The sequence below is a fragment of the Prosthecomicrobium sp. N25 genome (assembly GCF_037203705.1).
Classification (GTDB): domain Bacteria; phylum Pseudomonadota; class Alphaproteobacteria; order Rhizobiales; family Ancalomicrobiaceae; genus Prosthecodimorpha.
In genome coordinates, this window is sequence record NZ_JBBCAT010000002.1 from 155,764 (window position 1) to 174,622 (window position 18,859).

Annotated in this window: 22 protein-coding genes; 6 read left to right on the forward strand and 16 right to left on the reverse strand. The window is 72.1% G+C overall.

The features are described 5' to 3' along the window. Positions 1-24: 24 nt before the first annotated feature. The 4 genes from WBG79_RS15500 to rsmI all read right to left on the reverse strand — a co-directional run bounded on the left by WBG79_RS15500 (position 25) and on the right by rsmI (position 3,321). Positions 25-978 carry a substrate-binding domain-containing protein gene (locus tag WBG79_RS15500; RefSeq protein WP_337358098.1) on the reverse strand — a complete coding sequence of 318 codons (954 nt, stop codon included), beginning with the start codon at positions 976-978 and terminating at the stop codon, positions 25-27. A gap of 14 nt (positions 979-992) precedes the next feature. Beyond that, positions 993-1,940: a glutathione synthase gene (gene gshB, locus WBG79_RS15505; protein WP_337358099.1), complete on the reverse strand. Its 948-nt coding sequence runs from the start codon at positions 1,938-1,940 to the stop codon at positions 993-995. 71 nt (positions 1,941-2,011) lie between these two features. Continuing rightward, positions 2,012-2,386, reverse strand: a complete 375-nt coding sequence (locus tag WBG79_RS15510) for a YraN family protein (protein ID WP_337358100.1) — start codon at positions 2,384-2,386, stop codon at positions 2,012-2,014. Next, positions 2,383-3,321: a 16S rRNA (cytidine(1402)-2'-O)-methyltransferase gene (gene rsmI, locus WBG79_RS15515; protein ID WP_443147464.1), complete on the reverse strand. Its 939-nt coding sequence runs from the start codon at positions 3,319-3,321 to the stop codon at positions 2,383-2,385. The genes WBG79_RS15510 and rsmI overlap by 4 nt, the downstream gene beginning before the upstream one ends. A 122-nt stretch (positions 3,322-3,443) precedes the next feature. Here rsmI and WBG79_RS15520 point away from each other — a divergent pair, with 122 nt between their 5' ends. Beyond that, positions 3,444-4,646 carry a penicillin-binding protein activator gene (locus tag WBG79_RS15520; RefSeq protein WP_337358102.1) on the forward strand — a complete coding sequence of 401 codons (1,203 nt, stop codon included), beginning with the start codon at positions 3,444-3,446 and terminating at the stop codon, positions 4,644-4,646. A gap of 69 nt (positions 4,647-4,715) precedes the next feature. Here WBG79_RS15520 and hemW read toward each other — a convergent pair whose 3' ends face one another. Genes hemW through rph form a run of 3 tightly spaced genes read right to left on the reverse strand, consistent with a single transcriptional unit; the run spans position 4,716 to position 7,217 of the window. Beyond that, positions 4,716-5,867, reverse strand: coding sequence for a radical SAM family heme chaperone HemW (gene hemW / locus WBG79_RS15525; RefSeq protein ID WP_337358103.1), 1,152 nt, complete (start codon positions 5,865-5,867; stop codon positions 4,716-4,718). A gap of 1 nt (position 5,868) precedes the next feature. Beyond that, on the reverse strand, positions 5,869-6,504 hold the full coding sequence (gene rdgB, locus WBG79_RS15530; RefSeq protein ID WP_337358104.1) for an RdgB/HAM1 family non-canonical purine NTP pyrophosphatase: 636 nt from the start codon (positions 6,502-6,504) through the stop codon (positions 5,869-5,871). Further along, the gene (gene rph / locus WBG79_RS15535) at positions 6,504-7,217 is read right to left on the reverse strand and encodes a ribonuclease PH (protein ID WP_337358105.1); all 714 of its coding nucleotides are present in this window, start codon (positions 7,215-7,217) and stop codon (positions 6,504-6,506) included. Before rph ends, rdgB begins: the two co-directional genes overlap by 1 nt. Positions 7,218-7,370: 153 nt before the next feature. Between rph and hrcA the strand changes: the two genes are divergently transcribed. The 3 genes from hrcA (at position 7,371) to hslU (ending at position 10,505) form a co-directional block, all read left to right on the forward strand. After that, positions 7,371-8,450: a heat-inducible transcriptional repressor HrcA gene (gene hrcA, locus WBG79_RS15540; protein WP_337358106.1), complete on the forward strand. Its 1,080-nt coding sequence runs from the start codon at positions 7,371-7,373 to the stop codon at positions 8,448-8,450. Positions 8,451-8,595: 145 nt separating this feature from the next. Beyond that, positions 8,596-9,159 carry an ATP-dependent protease subunit HslV gene (hslV, locus tag WBG79_RS15545; protein WP_337358107.1) on the forward strand — a complete coding sequence of 188 codons (564 nt, stop codon included), beginning with the start codon at positions 8,596-8,598 and terminating at the stop codon, positions 9,157-9,159. Positions 9,160-9,191: 32 nt separating this feature from the next. Further along, positions 9,192-10,505, forward strand: a complete 1,314-nt coding sequence (gene hslU, locus WBG79_RS15550; RefSeq protein ID WP_337358108.1) for an ATP-dependent protease ATPase subunit HslU — start codon at positions 9,192-9,194, stop codon at positions 10,503-10,505. A 149-nt stretch (positions 10,506-10,654) separates the two neighbouring features. On the opposite strand, the gene WBG79_RS15555 is transcribed toward hslU, so the two are convergent. The 4 genes from WBG79_RS15555 to WBG79_RS15570 form a co-directional block, all read right to left on the reverse strand. Continuing rightward, the gene (locus WBG79_RS15555; RefSeq protein ID WP_337358109.1) at positions 10,655-11,026 is read right to left on the reverse strand and encodes a helix-turn-helix domain-containing protein; all 372 of its coding nucleotides are present in this window, start codon (positions 11,024-11,026) and stop codon (positions 10,655-10,657) included. Beyond that, complete coding sequence (locus WBG79_RS15560) at positions 11,023-11,664, reverse strand: Smr/MutS family protein (RefSeq protein WP_337358110.1); 642 nt, start codon at positions 11,662-11,664, stop codon at positions 11,023-11,025. The genes WBG79_RS15555 and WBG79_RS15560 overlap by 4 nt, the downstream gene beginning before the upstream one ends. Position 11,665: 1 nt before the next feature. Next, positions 11,666-12,781, reverse strand: a complete 1,116-nt coding sequence (gene mltA, locus WBG79_RS15565; protein WP_337358111.1) for a murein transglycosylase A — start codon at positions 12,779-12,781, stop codon at positions 11,666-11,668. A 72-nt stretch (positions 12,782-12,853) separates the two neighbouring features. Next, entirely contained in the window at positions 12,854-13,555 is a 702-nt protein-coding gene (locus tag WBG79_RS15570) for a Tim44/TimA family putative adaptor protein (protein WP_337358112.1), read from the reverse strand. Between the two features lie 246 nt (positions 13,556-13,801). Here WBG79_RS15570 and WBG79_RS15575 point away from each other — a divergent pair, with 246 nt between their 5' ends. Beyond that, positions 13,802-14,305 (forward strand): FxsA family protein, encoded by a 504-nt coding sequence (locus WBG79_RS15575; RefSeq protein WP_337358776.1) that lies wholly within the window; start codon positions 13,802-13,804, stop codon positions 14,303-14,305. Between the two features lie 146 nt (positions 14,306-14,451). After that, on the forward strand, positions 14,452-14,943 hold the full coding sequence (gene secB / locus WBG79_RS15580) for a protein-export chaperone SecB (RefSeq protein ID WP_337358113.1): 492 nt from the start codon (positions 14,452-14,454) through the stop codon (positions 14,941-14,943). Positions 14,944-15,018: 75 nt separating this feature from the next. Here the strand turns inward: secB and dnaQ are convergent, their stop codons facing one another. The 5 genes from dnaQ to WBG79_RS15605 are packed head-to-tail and all read right to left on the reverse strand — an operon-like array spanning position 15,019 to position 18,690. After that, positions 15,019-15,753, reverse strand: coding sequence for a DNA polymerase III subunit epsilon (gene dnaQ, locus WBG79_RS15585; RefSeq protein ID WP_337358114.1), 735 nt, complete (start codon positions 15,751-15,753; stop codon positions 15,019-15,021). A gap of 30 nt (positions 15,754-15,783) precedes the next feature. Further along, a complete protein-coding gene (gene coaE, locus WBG79_RS15590) occupies positions 15,784-16,413 on the reverse strand; it encodes a dephospho-CoA kinase (protein ID WP_337358115.1) in 630 nt (209 codons plus the stop codon). Further along, positions 16,410-17,246: a shikimate dehydrogenase gene (locus tag WBG79_RS15595; RefSeq protein ID WP_337358116.1), complete on the reverse strand. Its 837-nt coding sequence runs from the start codon at positions 17,244-17,246 to the stop codon at positions 16,410-16,412. The genes coaE and WBG79_RS15595 overlap by 4 nt, the downstream gene beginning before the upstream one ends. Beyond that, complete coding sequence (locus WBG79_RS15600) at positions 17,243-17,872, reverse strand: Maf family protein (RefSeq protein ID WP_337358117.1); 630 nt, start codon at positions 17,870-17,872, stop codon at positions 17,243-17,245. The genes WBG79_RS15595 and WBG79_RS15600 overlap by 4 nt, the downstream gene beginning before the upstream one ends. Beyond that, the gene (locus WBG79_RS15605) at positions 17,869-18,690 is read right to left on the reverse strand and encodes a pyruvate, water dikinase regulatory protein (RefSeq protein ID WP_337358118.1); all 822 of its coding nucleotides are present in this window, start codon (positions 18,688-18,690) and stop codon (positions 17,869-17,871) included. Before WBG79_RS15605 ends, WBG79_RS15600 begins: the two co-directional genes overlap by 4 nt. Between the last annotated feature and the right edge of the window lie 169 nt (positions 18,691-18,859).

Here is an 18,859-nt window from a genome sequence, read left to right on the forward strand (position 1 = left end):
CGGAACGGACCGCGTCCGCCCGGCCTAGCCGCCCGGCTTGATCAGGTCGAGGCGCGTGAAGGTGTCGAAGCCGACATAGACGACCTCCGGGACCTTGCGCCCCTTCTTGAGGTCGAGCAGCAGGTCGACGGCCTTCACGCCCATGTCGCCCGGGCGCTGGCCGACCAGGACGTGGCCGAGCCCCTCGCGCACCAGCGCCTTCTGGGCGGGAAGCGCGTCGGCGACGACCAGAACGGTCTGCGCCTGGTCGATGCGGGGCTTGTACTTGGCGACCATGGCGCGCCAGTCCTCCGGCGCCAGCATCGGCCAGGCGCCGACCGAGAAGACGACGTCGAGGTCGGGGCGGCGGGCGAGCGTCTGGTCCATCATGCGCACGGCATCCACGAAGGTGCCGTCGGTCACGACCGGGCTCTCCTTCGCCTCGCTCCAGGATCCCGTCGACAAGGCGTCGCGGATGCCGGCGATGCGCTCGGACAGGTTGGGCAGGGTCGGATCGGCGGTCAGGATCACGAATGTGCCGCCCTTCGGCTTCCAACGCTTCACCGACTGGCCGAGGGTGCGGCCGAAATCCTTGGCGTTGGTGCCGATGAAGGCCTGGCGCCGGGTGCGCGGCAGGTCGGCGTCGAAGGTGACGACCGGGACGCCGGCCGCGACCGCCTCGTCGATCGCCTGGGCGGTCTCCTGGGTCGGGTCGGGGGAGAGGGCGATGCCGTCGATTCCTTCCTTCACGAGGTCCCGGAGCAGCTGGGCCTGGCTGCGCTTCTCCTCGCCGCCCGGGGCGGCGTAGAGGCAGGTGACCCCGGTGACCTGGCGGGCGCGTTCGCCGCAGCCGTCGCGGATCGCCTGGAAGAAGGGGCTGTCGGCGGTCGGGGGCACGATAGCGAAGCGATAGGGCTGCGCCGCGGCGCCGAGGGACGGCGCCAGCCAGAGCAGCGCGAAGGCCAGCAGCAGGGCGAGGGCGCGCCGGTGGTCCGACATGGGGGGTCTCCCGCTCAGGACCGGCCGAGCCGCGCTTCGATGCGGTCCCAGACGAGGGCGGCGATGTCGGGGCCGCCGAGGCGCTTGACCGCCCGGATGCCGGTCGGCGACGTCACGTTGATCTCGGTCAGGAAGCCGCCGATCACGTCGATGCCGACGAAGATCAGGCCGCGTTCCCGGAGCGCCGGGCCGAGGCGCTCGCAGATCTCGCGTTCGCGCGGAGTGAGCTCGGTGGCGACGGCCTGGCCGCCGCGCACCATGTTGGAGCGGAGGTCGTCGACCGCCGGGACCCGGTTGATCGCCCCGGCGAACTCGCCGTCGACCAGGATGATGCGCTTGTCGCCGTCGCGCACCTCGGCGCGGTATTGCTGGGTCACCCAGGGCTCGCGGAAGGTGGTGGTGAACATGTCGAGCAGGGAGCCGAAATTCTCGTCCTCGGCCTTCACCCGGAACACGGCCGCGCCGCCGTTGCCGTAGAGCGGCTTCATGACGACGTCCCGGTATTCGGCCCGGAAGGCACGGATCTCGTCCGGATCGCGCGAGATCAGCGTCGGCGGCATCAGGTCGGGGAACTCGGTGACGAAGACCTTCTCGGGGGCGTTGCGGACATGCGCCGGGTCGTTGACGACGAGGGTCTTCGGATGCACGCGCTCCAGGAGGTGCGTGGCCGAGACGTAGTGCATGTCGAAGGGGGGATCCTGGCGCATGTGGATCACGTCGAAGCGGGAAAGGTCGGCGCGCTCCTTCGTGCCGAGGGTGAAGTGGTCGCCCTCCTGGTCGCGCACCTCCACGGGCTCGACAGCGGCGTAGACCTTGCCGTCGCGCAGCGCCAGCCGGTCGGCGGTGTAGTGCCAGAGGCGGTGGCCGCGGGCCTGGGCCTCCAGCATGAGCGCGAAGGTGGAATCGCCGCGGATCCGGATCCCCGCGATGTGGTCCATCTGCACGGCGACGTCGAGCGGCATGGCGGGCTCCGATCCTTCTGGTTCGTCCTGTCTAGCGCCCGCCGCGCCGGGGGGCAACGCGGGCCGGGCCCTCAGCGGGCGGGCCGGAACGCGTCCTTCATGTGGTGGGGCCAGCGGCGCGGGACCACCAGCACGATGTCGAAGCGCTGGTCGAAGTCGGCGAAGGCGGGATGGCGGGCGACCCAGAGCTCGGCGGCGGCGGCGATCCGGCGCGCCGCCGTGTCGGAGACCGCCTCCAGGGCGGCCTCGCGGGTCTGCCGGGCCTTCACCTCGACGAAGGCGAGGAGGCGGCCGCGCCGGGCGACGAGGTCGATCTCGCCGGCGCCCGAGCGGTAGCGGCGGTCAATGACCGCGTAGCCCTTGAGCCGGAGCGCCCAGGCGGCCAGGGTCTCGGCGGAGAGCCCCCGGCGGTAGGCCTGCCGGCGGGCCGGGGCCGGACCGCTCACGGGACGTCCCCGGCCTTTAGGGTGAGGGCGCGCTCGTAGAGCGCCTTGCGGTCCGCCCCGAGCAGGCGCGCCACCTCGGCGGCCGCCTTGCCGGGCGGCAGGCGCTCCAGGGCGGCGCGAAGCATGCGGTCGATGTCGTCGGGACCGGCCTCGGCCGGGGCCGGCGGGCCGATGACGATGACGATCTCGCCGCGGGGGTCCTTGTCGGCCCAGCGGCCGGCGAGCTCGCCGAGGCTGCCTCGCACGGTCTCCTCGAAGGCCTTCGTCAACTCGCGGGCGACGGCGGCGGGGCGCTCCGGCCCGAGCCGGTCGGCGAGGTCGGCCAGGGATTCGGCGAGGCGATGGGGCGATTCGTAGAGGACCAGGGTGGCCGGGACGGGCGCGAGTTCCTCGATGCGCCGGCGGCGCGCCTCCGTGCGGGCCGGCAGGAAGCCGGCGAACAGGACCGTGTCGCTGGGCAGGGCGGAGACAACCAGCGCGGCGAGGAGCGCGGAGGCGCCCGGCAGAGGCACGACCTTGTGGCCCGCCGCCGCGGCGGCCTCGACCAGCTTGTAGCCCGGGTCGGAGACGAGGGGCGTGCCGGCGTCCGAGACCAGCGCGACCACCTTGCCCTCGGCGAGCGCGGCGAGGATCCGGGGGCGCTCGGCCGCCGCGTTGTGCTCGTGATAGGCGGTCAGCCGCGGCTTCAGTCCGTAGCGGTCGAGGAGCACGCGGGTCACCCGGGTGTCCTCGCAGGCGACCAGGTCGGCGGTCGCCAGGGTCTCGAGCGCGCGGATCGTCATGTCGCCGAGATTGCCGATCGGGGTCGCGACGATGTAGAGGCCCGGGGCGGGACGGGCAGCCTCGAAGCGGTGGGGCCCGATGTGGTAGCCGGGGCGGCTGCCGGTCTCTGCGGCCAAGGCGGGTGTCCTTCGACGGGGATGGTCCCCCTGCATAGCCGACCCGTGGCGGTTCGGCCACAGAGGGGGGCCGCGAAAGGCTATTTTGACTAAGGGTCACGACGCGGTCACAATCCGCCGGCTTTTCCCGCCGAAATCCTGCGCTGGAGATCGTCCCCGTGACGCCTGCCGATCGCCGTTCGTTCCTCCTGTCGGCCGCCCGACTTCCGCTCGCGGGTGGCCTCCTCGCCCTGGCGGGTTGCACCGGGACGAGCGGGCCGGGCACACTCTTCGGCGACGGCAAGACGGTGACGTCGCCGCCTGCGGGGGCGGGCGGCAACGTGATGGGCGCGGGCGGCGTCAGGGTCGCGATGATCCTCCCGAACTCGGCGGGGGGCCAATCGAGCGCGCTCGCCCAGCAGATCAAGAACGCCGCGGACCTGGCGCTGCAGGACTTCCCCGGCTCCAACATCCAGATCATGGTCAAGGACGATGGCGGCACCACCGAGGGCGGCCAGGCGGCGGCGAGCCAGGCGGCCGCCGAGGGCGCGCAGCTGATCGTCGGGCCGCTCAACGCGGTCGCGGCGCGCGGCGCCGCCGGTCCGGCCCGGCAGGCAGGCATTCCGGTCGTCGCCTTCACGACCGACACGAGCGTGGCGAGCCGCGGGGTCTACCTGATCGGCTTCCTGCCGAGCGCCGACGTCGAGCGCATCGTCGCCTTCGCGGCCCAGCAGGGACGCCGGTCCTTCGCGGCCCTCGTGCCCGACGACGCCTACGGGTCGGTCGCCGAGGCCGCCTTCCGGCAGGCGACCGCCCAGGCGGACGCGCGGGTGATGGGCATCGAGCGCTATCGCGACTCCACCGAGATGCAGGCCAAGGCCGCGGTGATCGCGAAGCTCGGCGCGCAGATCGACGCGGTCTTCGTGCCCGACCTCGCCGCCAATGCCGCCCAGGCGGTGCAGGCCATGTCGGCTGCCGGGCTCGACACCCGCAAGGTCAAGATCCTCGGGACGGGTCGCTGGGCCGACCCGGCCGCCCTCGCCTCCCCGGCGCTGGCGGGCGGCTGGTACCCGGGGCCCGACCCGGTCAAGATCGACGGCTTCCGCCAGCGCTACCGGCAGGCCTACGGGGCCGAGCCGGCCTCCCTCGCGGTCCTCGGCTACGAGGCGGTGTTCCTGGCCGCCGGGCTGGTGCGCAACGCCGGCTCGAACCCGTTCCGCGAGGACGTGCTCCTGTCGCGCAACGGCTTCCTGGGCGTGACCGGCCTGTTCCGGTTCCGCCCGGACGGGACGAGCGAGCGCGGGCTGGCGGTCTTCGAGATCGCGCAGGGCGGCGCCAAGGTGGTCGGCCCGGCCCCGAAGCAGTTCGGCAGCGGGACCTGACGCGGATCCCTGCAGACGCGGGGGCGCGAGCGTTTCACGTGAGTCCGGCGCGGACCGGGCGGGGGCCGGTCACGCGGCGAGGTCGGCGACCAGCGCATCCAGGACCGCGAAGCCGGCCGGCGTGGCGCGCAGCCGGCGGCCGGGTCCGACCTCGACGAGGCCGTGGCCGGCCAGGTCGGCCAGGCGGGCCCTGTCGAGGCAGCGCCCGGAGAGCAGCTCGTAGCGGCCCAGGTCGATGCCCTCGCGCAGGCGCAGGCCCATCAGCAGGAACTCGTCCCCCTGCTCGTCGAGGGTCAGCAGGTCGTCGGTGACGAGGCCATGGCCCGCCGTCTCGACGCTCTGGAGCCAGCGCTCCGGCACCTTCTCGCAGGCCGTCGCGTGGCGGCCGTCGGCGAGCGCGAGGCGGCCGTGGGCTCCGGGCCCGACGCCGACATACTCGCCGTAGCGCCAGTAGACCAGGTTGTGCCGGCATTCCGCCCCGGGGGCGGCGTGGTTGGAGATCTCGTAGGCGGGCAGGCCGGCGGCGTCGAGTTCCGCATGGGTCGCCTCGTAGAGGTCGGCGGCGAGGTCCGGACCGGGCACCACCAGCTTGCCGGCGCGGTGCAGGTCGGCGAAGCGCGTGCCCTCCTCGATGGTCAGCTGGTAGACCGAGAGGTGGTCGGCGGCGAAGGCCAGGGCGCGGGCGAGCTCCGCGCGCCAGGCCTCGACCGTCTGCCGGGGGCGGGCGTAGATCAGGTCGAAGGAGAGGCGCGGGAAGGTGTCGCGCGCGAAGCCGATGGCCTTCAGGGCGTCGGCGACGTCGTGAAGACGGCCGAGAGCCTTGAGGTCCGCGTCGTCGAGCGCCTGGACGCCGAGGGAGACCCGGTTGACCCCGGCGGACCGGTAGCCCCGGAAGCGCTCGGCCTCGACGCTCGACGGGTTCGCCTCGAGGGTGATCTCCACGTCCGGGGCGAAGGCCCAGTGGCGGGCGATCTCGTCCAGGATGGCGCCGACGGTGGCGGGGGCCATGAGGGAGGGCGTGCCGCCGCCGAAGAAGATCGAGTCCACGCTGCGCCCCGGCGTGCGCGCCGCCATCGCGGCGAGTTCGGTGGCGAAGGCGCGGGTGAAGCGGGCCTGGTCGGGCGGGTCGTGCCGGACGTGGCTGTTGAAGTCGCAATAGGGGCACTTGGCCGCGCAGAAGGGCCAGTGCACGTAGACGCCGAAGCCGGGATCGGCCGTCATCTCAGGCGTCCAGGCAGGCGCGGGCGAACTGGCTGAAGGCGCGGGCCCGGTGGGAGAGGCCGTCGCGCCCGGGCCCGCGGCCATGCTTCTCCTCGGCGGTCATCTCGCCGAAGGTGCGCGTCTCGCCGTCGGGCAGAAACATCGGGTCGTAGCCGAAGCCGCGCTCGCCCCGCGGCGGCCAGACCAGCATGCCGTGGACCTCGCCCCGGAAGGTCTCCTGGTGGCCGTCCGGCCAGCACAGGCAGAGGGCGGCGACGAAGTAGGCGCGGCGCGCGTCGGGGGTGACGGCGCCCTTCTGCTGCAGGAGCTCCTCGACGTTGCGCATGGCGCGGCCGAAGTCCTTGTCGGGACCGGCCCAGCGGGCGGAGTAGATGCCCGGGTCGCCGCCCAGCGCCACCACGGCGAGGCCGGAATCATCGGCGAGCGCCGGCAAGCCGGAGGCCTCGGCGGCCGCGCGGGCCTTGAGTTCGGCGTTGGCCTCGAAAGTCAGGCCGGTCTCCTCCGGCTCGGGCAGGCCGAGGCTACCGGCCGAAACCGCCTCCAAGCCGTAGGGCGCGATCAGGTCGTTGATCTCGACGAGCTTGCCCTTGTTGTGGGTGGCGACCACGAGGCGGCCCGACTCGAGCTTGCGGGGCATCAGAGGATCGCCATCCGCTGCAGGTCGACGAGGCGGCCGATGCCGGTCCGCGCGAGGCCGAGGAGGGCGTGCAGCTGCTCCTCCGTGAAGGGCTTGCCCTCGGCCGTGCCCTGGATCTCGACGATGCCGCCCGAGCCGGTCATGACGAAGTTGGCGTCGGTCTCGGCGGCGGAGTCCTCCACATAGTCGAGGTCTAGAACCGGCTCGCCCTTGACGATGCCGCAGGAGACCGCGGCGACGTGGTCGCGCAGCACCTTGGTCTTGATCAGGTCGCGGGCGCGCATCCAGGCGAGGCAGTCGTTGAGGGCGATCCAGGCGCCGGTGATCGAGGCGGTGCGGGTGCCGCCGTCCGCCTGGATCACGTCGCAGTCGACCGAGATCTGGCGCTCGCCGAGGGCCTCCAGGTCGACGACGGCGCGCAGCGAGCGGCCGATCAGGCGCTGGATCTCCTGCGTGCGGCCGGAGGGCTTGCCGGCGTTCACCTCGCGGCGGGTGCGGTCGTGTGTGGCGCGCGGCAGCATGCCGTATTCGGCGGTGACCCAGCCGCGGCGCTGGCCGCGAAGCCAGGACGGGACGCCCTCCTCCAGGCTCGCCGTGCAGTAGACGTGCGTGTCGCCGAACTTCACCAGGCAGGAGCCCTCGGCATGCTTGGAGACACCTCTCTCGAGGGTCACGGGGCGCATCTCGTCGGGCGCGCGCTTGGATGGACGCATTCGGCGGTCTCGCTTCTCGGGTCGATCCGGGTTCCGTACTCCTCGACGGCGCGGCGAGCAAGCCGAAAGGGGAACCGAGACGGCCTCCGGGTGATTGAACGGCGCGGCCAGCCGTGGTTCCATCGGCGGCGGTAAGGCGAGGACAGGAGGTCCATGACGAAGGCCGTGACCATCCCCCCGAGCAACAGCCTGTCGCAGCTCGACGAACGCTCGCGCGAGATCTTCAAGCGCATCGTCGAGGCCTATCTCGACACCGGCGAGCCGGTCGGTTCGCGCAACGTCTCGCGCGTCCTGCCCATGACGCTATCGCCCGCCTCGGTGCGCAATGTCATGCAGGACCTGGAGCATCTCGGCCTCATCTATGCGCCGCACACGTCGGCCGGGCGTCTGCCGACCGAGCAGGGCCTGCGCTTCTTCGTCGACGCGCTCCTGGAGATCGGCGACATCGCCCAGGACGAGCGGGCGCGTATAGAGGCCGAGATGAAGGCCGGCGGCGAGACGCGCCCGATGGAGAAGGTGCTCACGGAAGCGAGCCAGATGCTGTCCGGCCTGTCACGCGGGGCCGGCGTGGTGCTGACCCACAAGGCGGACCTTCGGCTGAAGCACATCGAGTTCGTCCGGCTGGAGCCGCAGAAGGGCCTCGTGGTGCTGGTCAGCGAGGACGGCACGGTGGAGAACCGGATCGTCGACCTGCCGGCCGGCCTGCCGCCTTCGGCGCTGGTCGAAGCCTCGAACTTCCTCAACGCCAACATCCGCGGCCGGACGCTCGCGGAGGCGCGGGCGGAGAACGAGCGGCTGCAGGCGGAGCGCCAGGCGCGGCTCGACGAGCTGACCGCGCGGGTGGTGCAGGCCGGGCTCGCGACCTGGGCGGGCGCCGCGGAGGACCGGCCGCAGCAGCTCATCGTGCGCGGCCGCGCCAACCTGCTCGAGGACGTCAAGGCGGCGGAGGACCTGGAACGCCTCCGGCTCCTCTTCGACGACCTGGAGCGCAACCGGGACCTGATCCAGCTTCTCGGCTCCGCGGAACGGGGCGAAGGGGTCAGGATCTTCATCGGCTCGGAGAACAAGCTCTTCTCGCTCTCAGGCTCCTCGCTGGTGGTCTCGCCCTACCGCGACAAGGAGAACCGGATCGTCGGCGCGCTCGGCGTGATCGGCCCGACCCGCCTCAACTACGGCCGCATCATCCCGATGGTCGACTTCACCGCCAAGATGGTCGGCAAGGTGCTGGGGTGAGGCGGCGGCTGACCCTGTGGAAATCCCGCGAGGGCATGACTAAGTGAAGGCGCGTGGCGGGACGCCCGTCCCGCCGTTCGTATCGCCGTCCGCGTTCGGCCATCCTCCCGATCGCGCGCCCGCGGGCCGGCCGGAGTCGCTTTCCATGGACAATCAACAGGGTTCGCCCCTCGCCTGGCACGGCACAACCATCCTGGCGGTGCGCAAGGCGGGCCGGGTGGTCATCGCCGGCGACGGGCAGGTGAGCCTCGGGCAGACGGTCTTGAAGTCGACCGCCCGCAAGGTGCGGCGCATCGCCAAGGGCGAGGTGATCGCCGGCTTCGCGGGCGCCACCGCGGACGCCTTCACGCTGTTCGAGCGGCTGGAGTCGAAGCTCGAGCAGTATCCGCGGCAGCTGACGCGGGCCTGCGTGGAGCTCGCCAAGGACTGGCGGTCGGACCGCTACCTGCGCAAGCTCGAGGCCATGATGCTGGTCGCCGACAAGACGGTCACGCTGGTGGTCACCGGCAACGGCGACGTGCTTGAGCCTGAGGGCGACGTCATGGGCATCGGGTCGGGCGGCAACTATGCGCTGGCGGCCGCCCGGGCGCTCGTCGACCTCGACCTCGACGCGGAGGCGATCGCCCGCAAGGCGATGGGCGTGGCCGCCGAGATCTGCGTCTACACCAACACCAACCTCACCATCGAAACGCTCGACAGCGAGCGCTGAGCCGGGCCCGGCCCCAACGGATTTTTTGAGCGATGACCCAGTTCTCCCCGCGCGAGATCGTGTCCGAACTCGACCGCTACATCGTCGGCCAGAAGGAGGCGAAGCGGGCGGTCGCCATCGCCCTCCGCAACCGCTGGCGCCGCCAGCAGCTGACCGGCGCCATGCGGGACGAGGTGCTGCCGAAGAACATCCTGATGATCGGGCCGACCGGCGTCGGCAAGACGGAGATCTCGCGGCGGCTCGCGAAGCTCGCCGGGGCGCCGTTCCTGAAGGTGGAGGCGACCAAGTTCACCGAGGTCGGCTACGTGGGACGGGACGTCGAGCAGATCGTGCGCGACCTCGTCGAGGTCGGCGTCGGCCTGGTGCGCGAGCAGAAGCGCAAGGCCGTGGAGGCCAAGGCGCATCTGGCCGCGGAGGAGCGCGTGCTCGACGCGCTGGTCGGCAAGAGCGCGAGCCCGGCGACGCGCGAGAGCTTCCGGGTGAAGCTGCGCGCCGGCGACCTCGACGACAAGGAGATCGAGATCGAGGTGGCGAGCAGCGGACAGGGCACGCCCAACTTCGAGATTCCCGGCATGCCGGGCGCCACCATCGGGGTCATGAACCTCGGCGACGTGCTGGGCAAGGCCTTCGGGGGGCAGAAGAAGCCGCGCCGCGTGACCGTCAAGGACAGCCACGGAATGCTGCTGACGGAGGAATCCGACAAGCTGCTCGACCAGGATCAGGTGGTCGCGGAGGCGATCCGCTCGGTCGAGAACGACGGTATCGTGTTCCTCGACGAGATCGACAAGATCTGCGCCCGCAGCGAGGGCGGCCGCGCCGGGGCCGACGTCAGCCGCGAAGGCGTGCAGCGCGACCTGCTGCCGCTCATCGAGGGCACGACGGTGGCCACCAAGTACGGGCCGGTGAAGACGGACCACATCCTCTTCATCGCGTCGGGGGCCTTCCACGTGGCGACGCCGGCCGACCTGCTGCCCGAGCTGCAGGGCCGCCTGCCGATCCGCGTGGAGCTGAAGCCGCTCGACCGGGACGACTTCCGCCGCATCCTGACCGAGACCGAGGCGAGCCTGATCAAGCAGTACGTGGCCCTGATGGCGACGGAAGGCCTGACCATCAGCTTCACGGACGACTGCATCGACGAGATCGCCTCGGTGGCGGTCGACATCAATGCGACCGTGGAGAACATCGGCGCCCGCCGGCTGCAGACCGTGATGGAGCGCGTCCTCGACGAGATCTCGTTCACGGCGCCCGACCAGGCCGGCGAAGAGGTCGTGATCGACCGCGCCTATGTGCGGGACCACATCGGCGACCTCGCCAAGAACGCGGACCTCAGCCGGTTCATCCTCTGACGGCTTGCCGACTCCTTCGGGTCGGACCCATCCGGCTCGACCTCTCGATCTGCGCCGCGAGGCCGGACGCTCGGTTGGATGCCCGGGACAGAGCCCGGGCATGACAGAGACTGAGTCCGTGCAAGGGTCATGTCTCGGGCCACCCGCCGTCACACCCCGTCCTTGGCGGCCGCGGCGCGGACCCGGAAGCTGAGGTCCTTTAGGGAGGCCTTGGAGAGGCCCCGGATCTTCACGGCCAGGAGGTTGGCGAGCTCGGTGGCCTCCGGGGCGAGGCCGGCGGTGTCGATGACGACCCGGGGGTCCGAGCTCTCGGCGAGGCGCTGGAGTTCCTCGGCCTCGTCCCAGATCACGTTGAAGTAGGCGATGATGCGCTGGACCATGTACCAGGTCGGCACGCCGCGCTTGCCGTGCTCGAGGGCCGAAAGGTAGGCGGAGGAGACCCCGAGGGCGCTCGCCATCTCCTTCAAGGTGACGTTGCGGGCGCGGCGGAGCTCGCGGACCTTGGCGCCGAACGGGGTCATGCACCGCCCTCCACCCTGAAGCGCCGCGCCTTGCGCAGGCGGACATAGAGCGCGCCGGCGCCGCCGTGGGCGAGATGCGCCTCCTCGAAGCCGACCACGTAGTCGCGCATGTCCGGCAGGGCCAGCCATTGCGGCACGACGCGGCGCAGGATGCCGCGCTCGTCCGGGTCGCGGAACCCGCCCTGGACCGGCCGGGCGCCCTTGCCGGTGATGACGATCACCATGCGGGCGCCGCGTGCCTGGGCGCCGGCGACGAAGCGGCGTAGCGCCGCATGCGCCTCGTGCTGGGTCATGCCGTGCAGGTCGAGGCGCTCGTCGACGCCCATCGTGCCGCGGACGAGCTTGCGCTTGGTGCGCTGGTCGATCGGGGCGAGCGGCGTCGGCTGCGGGCGAGCCTTCGGCTTCGCGGGCGCAGGATCGGGGCGCGGCTGGGGGGGATGCGGATGGGCGGTCGGCGATGCGGCGGAAACCGGGGCGTCGTCGTGGACCGGCTCGATCATCGACTCGGCGGGGGGCGGCGGCGCGGCCTTGCGGCGGCGGGTCTTGCGTCCGGGCTCGAGCGGCGCCACCGACTCGGCGACCTTGCGCCACAACGCCCGCTCCTCCTCGCTCAGGTCGCGCTTGCGCCGGCTCGCCATGTCAGTCCCTCGGCACCAGGACGACGAAGGACCGGGGCTCGTGGCGGACGTACCCGGCAAGGACGCCGGCCTCGGGCCCGCAACCGACGAAGACGTCGCCCCGGGCCGGGCCGACGATGGCCGAGCCGGTGTCCTGGGCGACCATCAGGCGGCGGACCGGCGCCAGGGCGCCGCCGGGGCCGAACGGCAGGTCGGCGTCGAGGAAGACGGGCGTGCCGAAGGTGTGCAGGCGGCGGTCGACGGCGAGGGACCGGCCCGGCGTCAGCTGCACCCCGGCGGCCGCCACGGCGCCGAGCGCGGGGTCCAGGCCGTCGAGCACCTTGAAGAAGATGTAGGAGCGGTTCTCGCGCATCAGCGCGCGGCCGGCCGCCGGGTCGGCCTCCAACCAGGCCCGGAGCCGGTCGGCCGTCATGGCCTCGGCGGGCGCCACGCCGCGCTCCACGAGCCGGCGGCCGATGGAGGTGTAGGGCCAGCCGGCCTTGCCGTCATACGCGACCCGGAGCGGGTCGCGGCCGGGCAGGCGGATGCGCGCGGAACCCTGGACGTGGATGAAGAAGGCGTCCACGGGGCTTTCCAGCCAGACCAGCTCGAGGCCGCGGCCCGCCAGGGCGCCGTCCTCGATCTCGGCGCGGTCGAAATAGGGTACCAGCCCGTCCGGGGCTCGGCGGGCGAAGGCGAAGGACGGGTCCATGCCGGCCGGGCGATTGCGGTCGTTGACGTCGACGAGGTCGTCGGGGCGGGCCAGGAGCGGGACGGCGAAGCGCCCGGTGCGGACGGGCGAGCCCTCGACTTCCGGTTCGTAGTAGCCGGTCAGGAAAGGCCGGCCCTCGGTCGGGCGAACGCGGAAGGGCGCAAAGGAGGTCTCGAAGAAGCGGCGGCAGGCCGCGTCGCCCTCGGGGTTCTCCGCGAGAAGGCGGCGCGCGACGCGCGCGAGTGCCTCGCCGTCGACCCCCGCCGGCCCGAAGGCGGCATCGGCCAGAGTGCGGGACTTCGGCGCCGCGCCGGCGATGTGGCGGGCGGTCAGCCGGAAGGCCGCCATGGCTTCGGCGTGGCGGTCCTCGGCCCAGCCGGGCAGGTCCGCGAAGGCGAGGGGTTCGAGGCTTGCGGCGGCGGTCATCGGGGGCGGGGCAGCGGCGTCGGAGACGGGAGATCGCGGCCGGCACCCGCCACTTTCCCGGCCTCGGCGGGGTCAGTCGGGGGTCTGGGTGGCGACGAGATACCAGTTCGGGTCGCTCGACGTGGCATTCCGCTCGAAGGTCCAGACGTCGACGAGCTCGGCGACCTTGCCCGGATCGCCGTCCACCACCTCGCCCTTCTGGTCGCGGGTGACGGTGATCAGGTGGCTGACGAAGCGGACGGTGATCTGCACGAGCGAGCCGCGCAGGGAGGCCTCGACGATCTCGGCCTTGTCGATACCCACGAAGGTGGTCTCGACCGTCTCGCCGCGCGCCTCGCGGTCCTGGATGGCGGCCACGAAGCCGTCGTAGACCTCGCGGGAGAGGAGCGGCTTCAGCGCCTTGCGGTCGCCCGCCGCGAAGCTCGTCACGATCATCTCGTAGGCGATGCGCGCGCCGGCCAGGAAGCCGTTCGGATCGAAGGTACGGTCGGCCGAGACGATGGTCCTCAGCGCCCGGTCGAGCGCCGGGCTCTTGGCGAGGGGCGGAGCCGGCGCCTCGGCGGCCTCGGGGGCCCCGACGCCGTTCGGGCGCGGCATGGGGATGACGTTGTCGCGGTCGGCGGCGTTGTCGACCCGGTCGCGGTTGGCATAGGGCGGCTCGATCGGGGGCCGCTCGCTGCCGGTCTTGCGCCCGAGCACGCTGCGGAGCCGCAGGAAGATGACCACCGCCAGCACGAGGAAGATGATGTTGTAGATATCCAGGAACTGACCCATCGGACCTCGACCTCGCGCGCGACGGCTCCGGCCCGAAGGCGGGGCCCGCGCCGTGTTATGTATGCTATCCCATCCTGCGATCCAGACGGAATCGTCGGCCGGGGCCGTTTTCGCGACCCTCCATCCCACAGGCTGCACGAAACGTGAAGATCACGGGGCGGCCCGCATCTTTCCCCGGCGGCCGGCCGACCCCATCTGAACCGCCATCGGCGGACGCATGGCGCCGCCCACCGAGGATTCGTGACGATGCCCTTCGGGCTCCTGCTTCTCGTCGGCCTCGCGGCCTGGCCATTCCTGGAGATCGCGGCCTTCATCGCCGTGGGGCGCGAGATCGGCATCCTGCCGACCCTTCTGACGATCGTCGCGACGTCGGCGACCGGCGCGCTGCTGCTCAGGGTCCAGGGCCTCTCGGCCCTGAACGCCATCCGTCGCGACCTGAGGGCCGGCGGCCTGCCCGTCAACGCGCTCGGCCATGCCGCCCTGATCGGGATCGGCGGGCTGATGCTGCTCCTGCCCGGCTTCGTCAGCGACGTCGTCGGCCTGCTCCTGTTCCTGCCGCCCGTCCGCAGCCTGATCCTGGCGGCGCTCTCCCGCAATGCCAGCGTGGTCGTCGTGCGCTCGCGCCAGTCGCGGCGCGTGCTCGACCTGGAGCCCGAGGAGTGGCAGCGCCGGGGGGACGACGGGCCGGGGCCCGAGGGCTACCGCCCGGCTCTCCCCGAGGCCGATCGGCGGGAGCCGCCGCGGCCCTGAGGCTGCGGCCGGGTCCGCAGGGGCGGTTTCCGGCCATTCGGCTTGTCGGGCCCGGCGGGGCGTGCTAGCGGGGTGCCTCCCCGGAGCGAAGGATCGGCCAGCTCGGCCCGGTCGCGTGCTCCGGCCCGCGATCTTCCGAGGAAACCATGACCGACATCGACGGCAACGCCCGTTCCAACATCGGCGGCCCCGCGCCGACCGAAGCGCCGTCCATCAACGTGCTCGCCCAGTACGTGAAGGATCTCTCCTTCGAGAACCCGAACGCGCCGCAGTCGCTGCAGCCGCGCGAGAACGGGCCGGCGCTCAACATCAACGTGAACGTCGGCGCGCGCCCGCTCTCCAACACCGAGTTCGAGGTCGACCTGACCCTGCAGGCCCGGGCCGCGCAGGGGCAGGAGGTCGTGTTCGCGGTGGAGATCGTCTATTCGGGCCTGTTCCGGATCGTGAACGTGCCGGAGGAGCACCTGCACCCCTTCGTGCTCATCGAGTGCCCGCGGCTGCTCTTCCCCTTCGCGCGCCAGATCGTCTCGGACGCCACGCGCAACGGCGGTTTCCCCCCGCTGATGATCGACCCGATCGACTTCGTGGCGCTCTACCAGCAGAACATGGCGCAGGCGCAGGCCGCCCAGCCTAACTGACCGCCGCGGTCCGTCGGACGATCAAGAAGCCCGGCTCCGGCCGGGCTTTTTCGTTCCGGACCGGCGCAGCCCGGTTCAGCCGGCCAGGGCGGGCGCCGGGACCTCGGCGGGCTTGTCCTCGTATTTCCTCCAGACCGCCGCGTCGCCGAGCCGGGCCACGAAGGCCTCGTGGGCGGTAATCTCCTCGGGCGTGAGGCGGGAGGGGAGCGGCACCGGGCGCTGGCGTGCCTGGCGCACCCGGGTGACGTTGCGACTCGTTGTCGCGGTGGCCGTCTCGGTGGCGAGCAGCAGCGCGGCCTGCCGCCCGCCGATCAGCTCGATGTAGACCTCGGCGAGCAATTCCGAATCGAGCAGCGCGCCGTGCTTGGTGCGGCGGCTGTTGTCGATGCCGTAGCGGCTGCAGAGCGCGTCGAGGGAGTTCGGCCCGGCCGGATGGCGGCGCTTGGCGAGCGCCAGGCTGTCGACCACCAGGTCCGGCGGGATCGGGCCCCTGCCGAGGCGGGCGAACTCGGCGTTAAGGAAGCCGATGTCGAAGGCGGCGTTGTGGATGACCAGGCGCGCGCCCTCGATGAAGCGGGCGAACTCCTCCGCCACGGCGGCGAAGACCGGCTTGTCGCGCAGGAACTCGTCGGAGAGCCCGTGAACGTCGAAGGCCGCCTTGGGCATCGAGCGTTCCGGGTTGATGTAGACGTGGAACGTGCGGCCGGTCGCGATGTGGTTGACGAGCTCGATGGCGCCGATTTCGACCACGCGGTCGCCAGTCCTCGGATCGAGGCCGGTCGTTTCTGTATCGAGGACGATCTCGCGCAAGCTGCGGCTCCCGGGAACAGGGAGACGGAATCACACCGGGGAGTCGGGCGCAAGCCCGCGGCGTCCGACCGTCCCCACCATCTGGGCGGTCGTCCGCAGGATGCCGTCGACCTGGGCGCGCGCGGCCTCGAGGCCACGGCCGGTGTCGATCACGAAATGGGCGCGGCGGCGCTTCTCGGCGTCCGGCATCTGCCGGGCCAGGATGGCATCGAGCTTCTCGGCCGTCATGCCGGGACGGGCGAGCACCCGGGCGCGCTGGACCTCCGGCGGGGCGCTGACGACCGCCACCGCGTCGACGCGGTCCGCCCCTCCGGTCTCGAAGAGGAGCGGGATGTCGAGCAGGACGAGCGGAACGCCGGCGGCGCGGCAGCGGTCCAGGAACGCGGCCTCCTCGGCGCGGACCAGCGGATGCACGATCGCCTCCAGGCGGGCGATGGCCTCCGGGCGGCCGAGCACGGCGGCGGACAGGCGCTCGCGGTCGACCGCGCCGTCGCGGGTCGTGCCCGGGAAGGCGGCCTCGACGAACGGCACGGCGGAGCCCCGATAGAGGCGGTGCACGGTCGCATCCGCCTCGTGGACCGGCACGCCGCGCTCGGCGAAGATGCCGGCGGTCGTCGACTTGCCCATGCCGATCGAGCCGGTCAGGCCCAGGACGATCACGGTGCCCTCCCCTCGATGTCGGCGAGGATGATATCCCGCAATTCGGGCGTCACGGTCGGGCGGAGGCCGAACCAGCGTTCGAAGCCGGGCACTGCCTGGTGCAGGAGCATGCCGAGCCCGTCGACGGTGCGCAAGCCGCGGGCGCGGGCTGCGGCCAGCAAGGGCGTCTCGAGCGGCACATAGACGGCATCGGTGACGAGCACGTCCCCTGGCAACGGGGACAGGTCGATTTCCAGGTCGCCCTTGCCGGCCATGCCGAGCGAGGTCGTGTTGACCAGAAGGCGGCTGTCGCCCAGGAGCCCGGGCAGGTCCGGCCAGCCGTGGGCGGTCGTGCCGGAGCCGAAACGGCGGGCGAGCTCCTCGGCGCGGGCGAGCGTGCGGTTGACGAGGCGGACCGTGAAGCCCCGGCCGATCAGTCCCCAGGCGATCGCGCGGGCCGCCCCGCCGGCCCCGAGCACGACGGCGACGCCCGGGTCTCGGTCCCAACCTTCGGCACGGTCGTCGAGATTGGCGAGGAAGCCGATCGCGTCCGTATTCGTGCCGCAGAGTTCTCCCCGCTCGATCCACAGGGTGTTCACGGCCCCTATCGCCTCGGCGGCGGGCTCGACCCGGGCGCAGGCGGCGAGCGCGGCCTCCTTGTGGGGGACGGTGACGTTGCAGCCGGCGAGCCCGGATCCGGGCAGTTCGGCGAAGAAGCGGGGGGCATCCTCGGGAGCGACGGCGATGCGCTCGTAGGATCCGTCGATGCCGTACCGGCGAAGCCAATGACCATGGATGAGCGGCGAGCGGGAATGGGCGATGGGCCAGCCGATGACTGCGGCGCGGATGGTCATGCGAAACTCTCCCCCGGGGCGTCGATCAGCCCGCGGCCGCGCAGCCAACCGAGGAGCGGCAGCATGGGAAGGCCCAGGACCGTGAAATAGTCACCCTCGATCGCCTCGAAGAGGCGGATGCCCAGGCCCTCGAGGTGGTAGCAGCCGACGCTGCCCAGGATCCCCTCCCCGGCCGCATCCAGATAGTCGTCGACGGCGGCGGGGTCGAGGGGACGCATCGTCAGGCGCGCGACCGACACGTGGCGCCAGACGACCACGCCCGCCTCGGCCGCGGCCACCGCGGCATGGAGCTCGTGAGTGCGGCCCTGCAGGCGGCCGAGCTGGCGGCAGGCCTCGGCGCGGGTCTCCGCCTTGACGAGGACTTCGGCGCCAAGGCCGAGCGTCTGGTCGGCGCCGAGCACGAGGCGGCCCGGCATCCGGGCCGAGACGGCGAGCGCCTTGGCCTCGGCCAAGTGCAGGGCGACCTCGCCCGGGCCGGCGCCGCGGGCCAGGAGAGGCGTCTCGACGGCGCGCTCGTCGACGCCGGCGCCGATGGCTTCGAAATCGAGGCCTGCGGCGCCGAGGAGCTTCATGCGGGCGGGGCTCCGGGAGGCGAGGACCAGGAGCGGGGCGGCGGCGCGGGTCACTTCCGGTCCCTCTGCAGATTGATGATGGCGGCCGCCGTCTCCTCGATCGACCGGCGGGTCACGTCGATGATCGACCAGCCGTTGTCGGCGCAGAGCCGCCGCATCTGCGCGACCTCCTGCGCGATCGCCTGACGGTCGACGTAGCTCGTGTCGAAGCTGCGTCCGCCGAGCGCCAGGATGCGGTTCTCGCGGATCTGCGCGATGCGCTCGGGGCTCGCCACCAGGCCGACCACCAGCGGCTTCTCGGCGGCGAAGACCGATTCGGGGATGGGGACGCCGGGGACGAAGGGAATGTTCATCACCTTCACGCCGCGGTTGGCGAGGTAGATGGAGGTCGGGGTCTTGGAGGTGCGCGACACGCCGATGATCACCACGTCGGCGTCGTCCGCATCCTCCGGGAGCTGCCCGTCGTCATGCACGAGGGTGAAGTTCATCGCGTCGATGCGGCGGAAATAGGTGGCGTCGAGTTCGTGCTGCGCGCCCGCGCGGTGGGTCTGGGCGACGTTCAGGTAGGTGCGGAAGACGTCGTGGACCGGGGCCAGGACCGACACGCAGGGCGCGCCCTGGTCGCGGCAGAAGCGTTCGAGCCGGGCCGAGAGGTCCTGGTTGACGAGGGTGTAGAGGACGATTCCCGGCGCGGCCTCGATCTCGATGAGCGCCCTGTCGAGCTGCCGGTCGCTGCGGACGAGGGGATGGACGTGCTCGATCGGCTCGATCGCCTCGTATTGCGCCGCGGCGGCGCGCGCGACGGTGATGAGCGTCTCGCCGGTGGAATCGGAAACCAGATGGAGATGGAAGTAGTTGGGCGCGTTCTGCACGGACTTGTCCCCAGCGCGCGGCGGGTCGGTGGGCAAAGGGCCGCCGACCGGCCTCGCCCGTCCAGTCATACCGGTCGGCCAGCGGCGATCAACAGGGCGGTGGGCTGGGGACGAAAATACGGGTTTCTCCGGAGTCGGCCCGACCCCGTCGGACTCGCAGAGGTGGTCG

Excerpts from the sequence above, each read along its gene's own strand:
- WBG79_RS15500 (WP_337358098.1), bottom strand. The coding sequence starts at position 978 with ATGTCGGACCACCGGCGCGCCCTCGCCCTGCTGCTGGCCTTCGCGCTG.
- gshB (WP_337358099.1), bottom strand. The coding sequence starts at position 1,940 with ATGCCGCTCGACGTCGCCGTGCAGATGGACCACATCGCGGGGATCCGG.
- rsmI (WP_443147464.1), bottom strand. The coding sequence starts at position 3,321 with ATGCAGGGGGACCATCCCCGTCGAAGGACACCCGCCTTGGCCGCAGAG.
- hemW (WP_337358103.1), bottom strand. The coding sequence starts at position 5,867 with ATGACGGCCGATCCCGGCTTCGGCGTCTACGTGCACTGGCCCTTCTGC.
- rdgB (WP_337358104.1), bottom strand. The coding sequence starts at position 6,504 with ATGCCCCGCAAGCTCGAGTCGGGCCGCCTCGTGGTCGCCACCCACAAC.
- rph (WP_337358105.1), bottom strand. The coding sequence starts at position 7,217 with ATGCGTCCATCCAAGCGCGCGCCCGACGAGATGCGCCCCGTGACCCTC.
- hrcA (WP_337358106.1), top strand. The coding sequence starts at position 7,371 with ATGACGAAGGCCGTGACCATCCCCCCGAGCAACAGCCTGTCGCAGCTC.
- hslV (WP_337358107.1), top strand. The coding sequence starts at position 8,596 with ATGGACAATCAACAGGGTTCGCCCCTCGCCTGGCACGGCACAACCATC.
- hslU (WP_337358108.1), top strand. The coding sequence starts at position 9,192 with ATGACCCAGTTCTCCCCGCGCGAGATCGTGTCCGAACTCGACCGCTAC.
- WBG79_RS15555 (WP_337358109.1), bottom strand. The coding sequence starts at position 11,026 with ATGACCCCGTTCGGCGCCAAGGTCCGCGAGCTCCGCCGCGCCCGCAAC.
- WBG79_RS15560 (WP_337358110.1), bottom strand. The coding sequence starts at position 11,664 with ATGGCGAGCCGGCGCAAGCGCGACCTGAGCGAGGAGGAGCGGGCGTTG.
- mltA (WP_337358111.1), bottom strand. The coding sequence starts at position 12,781 with ATGACCGCCGCCGCAAGCCTCGAACCCCTCGCCTTCGCGGACCTGCCC.
- WBG79_RS15570 (WP_337358112.1), bottom strand. The coding sequence starts at position 13,555 with ATGGGTCAGTTCCTGGATATCTACAACATCATCTTCCTCGTGCTGGCG.
- WBG79_RS15575 (WP_337358776.1), top strand. The coding sequence starts at position 13,802 with ATGCCCTTCGGGCTCCTGCTTCTCGTCGGCCTCGCGGCCTGGCCATTC.
- secB (WP_337358113.1), top strand. The coding sequence starts at position 14,452 with ATGACCGACATCGACGGCAACGCCCGTTCCAACATCGGCGGCCCCGCG.
- WBG79_RS15595 (WP_337358116.1), bottom strand. The coding sequence starts at position 17,246 with ATGACCATCCGCGCCGCAGTCATCGGCTGGCCCATCGCCCATTCCCGC.